Here is a 7,017-nt window from a genome sequence, read left to right as displayed (position 1 = left end):
GTGGCCAGGGCGGTGCGGGTACCGGATGCTCCGGCTCGAGCGTTACGCGCGACGGGTAGGCATGCGACGGTAGCCGTCGCGGGCAGCGAGACCGATTGTGCTGGCAACGGCCACCACTGCGGGTGCTGCAATGAGAATAAGTGCTGTAGTCATGGTTCTATTCCACTACCAACAACCGTGTAGAACAAGCTGATCTTACTTAGGTCACAGTGTAGTTTTACTTCATGGATATCCGCCGACTCGAGTTACTCAGGGAACTGGCAGATCGCGGCAGCATCACCGCCGTGGCACTGGCCACACGCCGCACCACTTCTGCTGTCTCGCAGCAGCTGAAGATCCTCGAACGGGAGGCTGGCGTGCCCCTGACGGAACGCTCGGGCCGCGGAGTCGCACTCACCTCGGCCGGTCGGGCACTCGCCAGAACGGCCACCGATGTGGCCACCGCGATCGAGCGCGCCGAGGCTTTGTGGGCCGACTTCCGATCCCAGCCTCAGGGAGAAGTCACCCTCACGATCTTCCCGACGGCAGGCCAGATGCTGCTCCCGGGGCTGCTCACCAGGATCGATGCGCTGCCCGGGCTGAAGTTGATCTGCAGCGACCTCGACAGCTTCGTCGCCGACATCGCCAATTTCACGGCCGACTTCGACATCGTCATCGCCGATGCCCCAGGCATCCTGCCGGCATGGAGTGAACGCGGCATCACCGTGGTCCCGTTGATGCGCGAGCCGCTCGACATCGCCCTGCCCGAAGGCCACCCCCTCGGGGCGAAGAAGTCGCTCACCCCGGCCGATGTCATCGATGAAGAGTGGATCGGAGTTCCGTCAGACCTCCCCTTCGACCGGATCCTGCGCGGGATCGAGGCGGCCAACGCCACCCCGGCCAGGGTTGCCCAGCGCATTGCGGACAACGGAATCGTGGAGTCGCTGGTCGCGGCGGGCCACGGGATCGGCATCCTGCCGCGGTATACGACCCGCGATCGCGAGAATGGGCTCATCACGCGCCCGCTCGTCGGCGTTCGATCATCGAGGCTCATCAGCGCGCTGCTGCGCCCAGACCGGGCGGAACGACCGTCGGTTCGCGCGGTCATCGGGGCGCTGCAGGCAGAAGCGGCCGAGTTCGAGCGACAGCATCAAGCCTGAGTCGCGCGCCATGGGCGCGGCCAGCCCGTGTTCATAACTCCTGCAGATCGGCACCGGTCCGCACCCGCTCCCCCGGAATTCCGGGCGCGTGCGGTGCCGATTTGCCCGAACTGCAGGAGTTATGAACATCTTGTGGGCGCGAACAGACCGCTGCCCGATGCAGCCGAGCGCTACTCGACGGTGCGCGCGATGAGCTCGGTGAGAAGCCGCTCGGTGACGGGCGCCGGCATCGCCGTAATGAGGGCGAGGAACGGCGCCATCTTCTCGGGCAGTCCCTCGGAATCCTTCGACACGAGGCCGACCTCCATGAGCACGCGAAGCGCGGCCTCAGAGTCCAGTGGCTCGGTTAGCGACTCGAGCAGCTCGTCCGGCAGCGAGTCACGCGCATCAGCTGGGGATATCGGCGCCATCCCGCGCACTTCGCTTGCTGCCGTCATCAGGGCAGACGCGAGTTCCGGCATCACGCGCTCGGTGACCGGCGTGACCGTGAGATGGGTGGTGTGCGGCAGGGTCACGCCGAACTGTTGGGCAAGGCCGGGCTGCAGCTGCAGCATCCATCCGTGCGTGCGCACCTGATCGGCCCAGTGGTGCGGATCAACTCGGCGATCCTCGGGGACGCTCTCATCGGTCGCGATAGCTATCAGCGGGCCGACCGGCGAGCCCACCACCCGCAATCCTTCAATGAACTCGATGAGATCGACCAGAAAAGACGTGGACCGTGCGCAGGATGCCGCAAGCTCGGCCAGCCCGTCACGACCGAGTGCCCGTGTGAGGGCCCAACCCGCGGCGAGCGCCCCCGCAGACTTCGAGCCGAGCATGGTGGAGTTGACCACCGGATACCCAGGCCACCGCGTCGTGGCGAAATACTGGGCACGCTGACGGTCTCGGCCGCGAGTAAGCAGCACGGATATGCCTTTCGGGGCATATCCGAATTTGTGGAGGTCGGCGCTCATGCTGGTGACCCCATCGACCCGGAAATCCCAGGGCTCGAGGTCTTTCCAGAATGGCAGCACCCAGCCGCCGATGCAGGCGTCGACGTGGCAGTCGATTCCCTGCGAGGCGGCGGCCGCGGCGATCACGGCGATGGGGTCGATGGCCGCGTGAGGGTAGCTCGGAGCCGATACCACCACGAGGGCGACATCCGGACCCAGGCATTCGATCATGACGTCGGCATCCACGATTCCGTCAGACAGCACCGGCACCAGGTCCAGTTCGAGCCCGAAGTAGTGCGCGGCCTTGTGGAACGCGGCGTGCACGGTGACGGGCGCGAGAAGCCGGGGCGTTCCCTCACCCGCCCAGTTATCGCGCGCGGTCTTCACGGCGAGGAGGCAACTTTCGGTGCCGCCGGTGGTCACGGTGCCGACAACCTCATCGTCGCCGCCCAGCATGTCCCGCGCGAACGCGACGACCTCCCGTTCCATCACGGCGACCGAGGTGAAGGTGGTCGGGTCGAGCCCGTTGACGGGCTGCACCATGCGGATAGCGGCGGCGGCCAGCTCATCGAGCTCGGGCACGCCGGAATCGTATACGTATGAGAGCACACGCCCGCCATGCGTGGGAGCGTCGGCATCCCTGAGTTCGCTCAGCCTCGCGAGAATGTCTGAGGGCTGTTCCTGGAATTTCATCCGAGGGTCCTTTCTGCCAACTGATCGATGTCTACCCTGCGCAACGGATAGCCCGAGAACGCCCATAGCGACGCCCCGATGATCACGGCCGGCACGATACTGAAGCTCAGTACGATACCTACGATCGCACTCGAAGGCTGTACAACAGCCTGCCCTGCGACAGATTCGAGATAGCCGGATGCCGCCAGCACGACGGTCAGCACGGTCGCTCCGAGCGCCATTCCGGTAGTTTCTCCGGCCGTCCACACTCCCCCGAAGGTGCCGGCCGAGGCAACCTCGTGCCGGGCGGCATCATGGGAGATGACGTCAGGGAGCATAGACATCGGCAGCGACTGCATTCCGGCGTATGCCGCCCCCGCGAGCGCGACGGGCGCGTAGACCCATTCTCCGGGCATCCACACCTGCAGGATCATGACCAGCGCCGCCATGGCAAAGAGGGATGACGCCAGTCGGAACGCGCGCTCTTTTCCCACTCGCGCCGCGACCAGTGCCCACACCGGCGCGAAGATGACGGCGGGAGCGATCAGCGCAACGAAAAGGATGGTGACACCGGTGCCGAGCACCCAGGTGGCGACATATTGCGCTCCGGCCAGCATGAGCCCGGTCGCCAGCCCCTGGAGCAGGAAAGTGAACAGTAGGGCACGGAACGGCTGGCTGCGCCTGAGCGCGGCGATGCCCGCACGATAGGTGTCGAGGATGGAGATACTGGCCACCTCCGCCGTGAGACCGCGCGGCGCGACGAAGCTTGAGACGAGCATCCCGAGACCAATAACGAGCCCTGCGACGACGGCCATCACGAGATAGCCGGTGTGCTCGTTGGCGAAAGAATCGCGAAGAGCGGGAGCACCCGCACCGAACAGCAGGATGGCGATCGTGAGCACCACCACCCGTGCCGAAATGAGTTTCGTGCGCTGGTCGTAGCCACTGGCAAGCTCAGCCGGCAGGGCGATGTAGGGCACCTGGAACAGGCTAAATGCGGTCGCCGTGACCAGGAAGGCGATCAGCACCCAGAGGCCGGAGGCGACCGGCCCGATGCCCGCCGGCACTGCGAAGGTCAGGATGAAGAACACCGGCAGAGCGATCGACCCGAGCACCATGAGCGGTCGCCTCGACCCGCGCGTCATGAGGCCGCGATCGCTGTGTGCGCCGATAACAGGGTCGATGAGCACGTCCCAAATCTTGGCGACGGTGACGAGCAGTCCCGCGGCGAGCGCCGCGATGCCGAGCGTGTCAGTCAGGTAGAAGACCAATACGAGACCAGGCAGGGTGCCGAACCCACCGGTGCCGAGCGAACCGGTGGCGTACATTGCCAATGTTCTTCGGGTGAGAACCCGCTGTGGTGCGGTCATCTTTCACAGTGTAGTGACGCCGTGTCATGACCGCGTAGCGCCCCTGAGCGCCGCATCGGTCGCGAGCGTAGGCTGGGATTATGCCTGCAACCCTGCGAATAAGCCCGATCAGCGCCGATCGAACCGCCCAACTCGTCGCCGATCTAACGTCGACCAGTGGCACCACAGCCGAGGTGATTGCGCCTTTCACCGGCGCAGTGCTGCACGCGCTGCCGCTGTCAACTGCCGACGACGTAGTGGATGCCGCTGCCGCCGCTCGCATCGCCCAAAAAGCCTGGCGTGCCGCCGGTTTCGCCCACCGCCGCGCGGTGCTGCTCAGGGCGCACGACCTGCTGCTGGAGCGCCGCAACGAGTTGCTCGACATCCTGCAAACCGAGACCGGTAAAACTCGCGGCAACGCCTTCGAGGAGGTGTTCGCTGGCGCCTCGGTAACGCGCTACTACGCGGTGTCTGCGCGCGGTGTGCTCCGGACGAGACGCCGACGGGCCGGCATCCCCGTGGTCGTGAAGACCCGCGTCGGCTATAAGCCCAAGGGGCTCATCGGCGTCATCACCCCCTGGAACTACCCCATCGCACTGTCGATCATGGATGTGATTCCGGCCCTCGCTTCCGGCAACGCCGTCGTGCAGAAGGCCGATAACCAGGGCGCACTGTCAATCCTGGCTTCGCGCCGGGCGTTTATCGACGCGGGGGTTCCCGAGGCGCTGTGGGCGGTTGTGGCGGGAGACGGCACTGAGATCGGCACTGCGGTGGTGGATGCCGCCGACTACGTCTGCTTCACCGGCTCAACTCCGACCGGCACGAAGGTTGGCGAGCGTGCGGCATCGCGGCTCATCGGGGCATCGCTCGAGCTCGGCGGTAAAAACCCGCTCATCGTGCTCGATGACGCGAACCCGACCGACGCTGCCGCCAGCGCGGTCTACGCAGTGTTCTCGTCGATGGGCCAGCTGTGCGTCTCGATCGAACGCATCTACGTTGACCGCTTGGTGGCCGCCGAATTCACCCGGGCGTTTGTCGAGCGCACGAGGGGGCTGCGGCAGGGATCGGCCCTGAACTACAGCACCGACGTCGGATCGCTAACCTCGGCCGCCCTGCTTGATCGCGTCAGCAAGCACGTGGATGACGCGGTCGCCAAAGGCGCAACAGTGCTGACGGGCGGGCGGGCACGACCCGACCTCGGGCCGTTCTTCTTCGAACCGACGGTGCTCACGGGAGTGACCGCCGACATGGAGTGTTTCGCGAACGAGACGTTCGGCCCGGTCGTCGTGATCGCCGAGGTGGCGAGCGAGACCGAGGCCATCGCGGCGGCCAATGCGTCCGACTTTGGACTCAACGCATCCATCTTTACCGGCTCGCTGGCCCGCGGTCGTCGCATCGCCGAGCTGATCGATGCCGGCAGCGTCAACATCAACGAGGGATACCGCGGCTCGTTCTCCAGCATCGACGCGCCCATGGGTGGAATGAAGCAGTCGGGAATGGGCCGACGCAACGGCCCGGAAGGGTTGCTGCGCTTCGTCGAAGCACGAACTATCTCGGAGTCGACCGGCCTCATCAACCTCCCCCGCACCGGTGAGGAGTTCGAGAAGCTGACCGGGCTGATGACCGCGACGCTGCAGGTGCTCAAGGCCCTGCGGTGGCGATAGGGCGGCACGCTGCGATCTACGTCGCCTCGGCGTCGTACGGCGCGGGCTTGCCCTCGCGCAGCAGGCGCTGCCGCTGGGCGTAGGCAGACTCGGCAGGTGGGCGAACGACGGCGGGTTCGTCCGGCCCGTCGAGCAACGCCTCCCGGATGATGCGGCGCGGGTCGTACTGCCGCGGATCCATCTTCTTCCAGTCGATGTCGTCGAAGTCGGGGCCCATCTCTTCGCGCATGCGCTCCTTCGCACCATCCGCAAGCCCGCGAACCGATTTGACCAACCTGGCGAGTTGCGACGCGTAATACGGCAGGCGCTCGGGGCCGAGCAGTAAGACAGCAATAATCCCGATTACCAGGAGTTTGTCGAAGGTGAGACCGAAAGACACTCGCTCAGGATAACCGGTGCAGCCCCAGTCTGACCTTAGAGTGGGGCACGTGAGGTGTTACACGTGTCAGATACGCTGCTGAGCTGGAAGTTCACCGAGGAATTCGCCGTTGAACGGGACGATATTGCGGCGGCTCGGCTGCACTCCCTTGAACTCGGCATCGAGTCGATCACGCCGTCAATGGGAGCGCAACTCGCCGTCATCGCGGCCGCTACAGCGCCCACCAATATGATCGAGATCGGCACCGGATTGGGTGTCAGTGGCCTATGGCTTATGCACGGAGCGCCCGAGGCTGTGCTCACCACGATCGACTCTGAGCTCGACTACCAGCAGCAGGCGCGCAAAGTATTCGGCGATGCCGGCATCCCGGCCAACCGGATCAGGCTGATCTGCGGGCGCGCATCCGACGTTCTCCCCCGCATGAACGAGGCCAGCTACGACCTCGTGTTCATCGACGGCGACCCGCAGTCCGTCGTCGAGTACGTGGAGCACGGCCTGCGTTTGGCACGACGCGGTGGCACCGTCGTCGTTGCACACGCCCTGTGGAAGGGACGAGTGGCCGACCCGGCCCAGCGCGACGAAGTGGTGTCGAACTTCAGGCTTTTGCTGAACGAGGTCGCCACCTCGGTCGAAGTGATCAGCGCGCTGTCGCCCGTGGGCGACGGTCTGCTTCAGTTGACCAAGCTAACCGACTGAGAGACGGCAGGCTGGAACTCGCCTCAGACCGGGGCTACGACTCCGGCGAGTGCGTCGTGGAGTTCTTTCGCTTCGGCGTCATTGACTGACACGACAAGACGGCCACCGCCTTCGAGCGGAACGCGAACGATGATGAGGCGCCCTTCCTTGACAGCCTCCATCGGCCCGTCACCGGTCCTCGGTTTC

Annotated in this window: 7 protein-coding genes; 3 read left to right on the top strand and 4 right to left on the bottom strand. The window is 65.4% G+C overall.

From position 1 onward, the window contains the following. Positions 1-224: 224 nt before the first annotated feature. On the top strand, positions 225-1,139 hold the full coding sequence (locus RMN95_RS15780; protein ID WP_309617859.1) for a LysR family transcriptional regulator: 915 nt from the start codon (positions 225-227) through the stop codon (positions 1,137-1,139). Between the two features lie 170 nt (positions 1,140-1,309). Here RMN95_RS15780 and RMN95_RS15775 read toward each other — a convergent pair whose 3' ends face one another. Together RMN95_RS15775 and RMN95_RS15770 are read right to left on the bottom strand one after the other, a co-directional pair. Next, positions 1,310-2,764, bottom strand: coding sequence for an aminotransferase class V-fold PLP-dependent enzyme (locus tag RMN95_RS15775; RefSeq protein WP_309617858.1), 1,455 nt, complete (start codon positions 2,762-2,764; stop codon positions 1,310-1,312). Continuing rightward, positions 2,761-4,113: an MFS transporter gene (locus RMN95_RS15770; RefSeq protein ID WP_309617857.1), complete on the bottom strand. Its 1,353-nt coding sequence runs from the start codon at positions 4,111-4,113 to the stop codon at positions 2,761-2,763. The genes RMN95_RS15775 and RMN95_RS15770 overlap by 4 nt, the downstream gene beginning before the upstream one ends. Positions 4,114-4,193: 80 nt before the next feature. On the opposite strand from RMN95_RS15770, the gene RMN95_RS15765 reads away from it, so the two are divergent. Next, complete coding sequence (locus tag RMN95_RS15765) at positions 4,194-5,756, top strand: succinic semialdehyde dehydrogenase (protein WP_309617856.1); 1,563 nt, start codon at positions 4,194-4,196, stop codon at positions 5,754-5,756. Between the two features lie 16 nt (positions 5,757-5,772). Here the strand turns inward: RMN95_RS15765 and RMN95_RS15760 are convergent, their stop codons facing one another. Then, complete coding sequence (locus tag RMN95_RS15760) at positions 5,773-6,135, bottom strand: Sec-independent protein translocase TatB (RefSeq protein ID WP_309617855.1); 363 nt, start codon at positions 6,133-6,135, stop codon at positions 5,773-5,775. 63 nt (positions 6,136-6,198) lie between these two features. On the opposite strand from RMN95_RS15760, the gene RMN95_RS15755 reads away from it, so the two are divergent. Then, complete coding sequence (locus tag RMN95_RS15755; protein ID WP_309617854.1) at positions 6,199-6,831, top strand: O-methyltransferase; 633 nt, start codon at positions 6,199-6,201, stop codon at positions 6,829-6,831. A gap of 23 nt (positions 6,832-6,854) precedes the next feature. Here RMN95_RS15755 and RMN95_RS15750 read toward each other — a convergent pair. Beyond that, on the bottom strand, positions 6,855-7,017 hold a 163-nt coding region (locus RMN95_RS15750; protein ID WP_309617860.1), incomplete at its 5' end, for a DUF3117 domain-containing protein.

It is taken from the genome of Salinibacterium sp. (genome assembly GCF_031364185.1).
Lineage (GTDB): Bacteria > Actinomycetota > Actinomycetes > Actinomycetales > Microbacteriaceae > Rhodoglobus.
This window is presented reverse-complemented; position numbering and strand designations above follow the sequence as displayed.

What these genes read in the sequence shown, in the direction of transcription:
- RMN95_RS15770 (WP_309617857.1), bottom strand. Translation starts at nt 4,113, where the DNA reads ATGACCGCACCACAGCGGGTTCTCACCCGAAGAACATTGGCAATGTAC.
- RMN95_RS15780 (WP_309617859.1), top strand. Translation starts at nt 225, where the DNA reads ATGGATATCCGCCGACTCGAGTTACTCAGGGAACTGGCAGATCGCGGC.
- RMN95_RS15775 (WP_309617858.1), bottom strand. Translation starts at nt 2,764, where the DNA reads ATGAAATTCCAGGAACAGCCCTCAGACATTCTCGCGAGGCTGAGCGAA.
- RMN95_RS15765 (WP_309617856.1), top strand. Translation starts at nt 4,194, where the DNA reads ATGCCTGCAACCCTGCGAATAAGCCCGATCAGCGCCGATCGAACCGCC.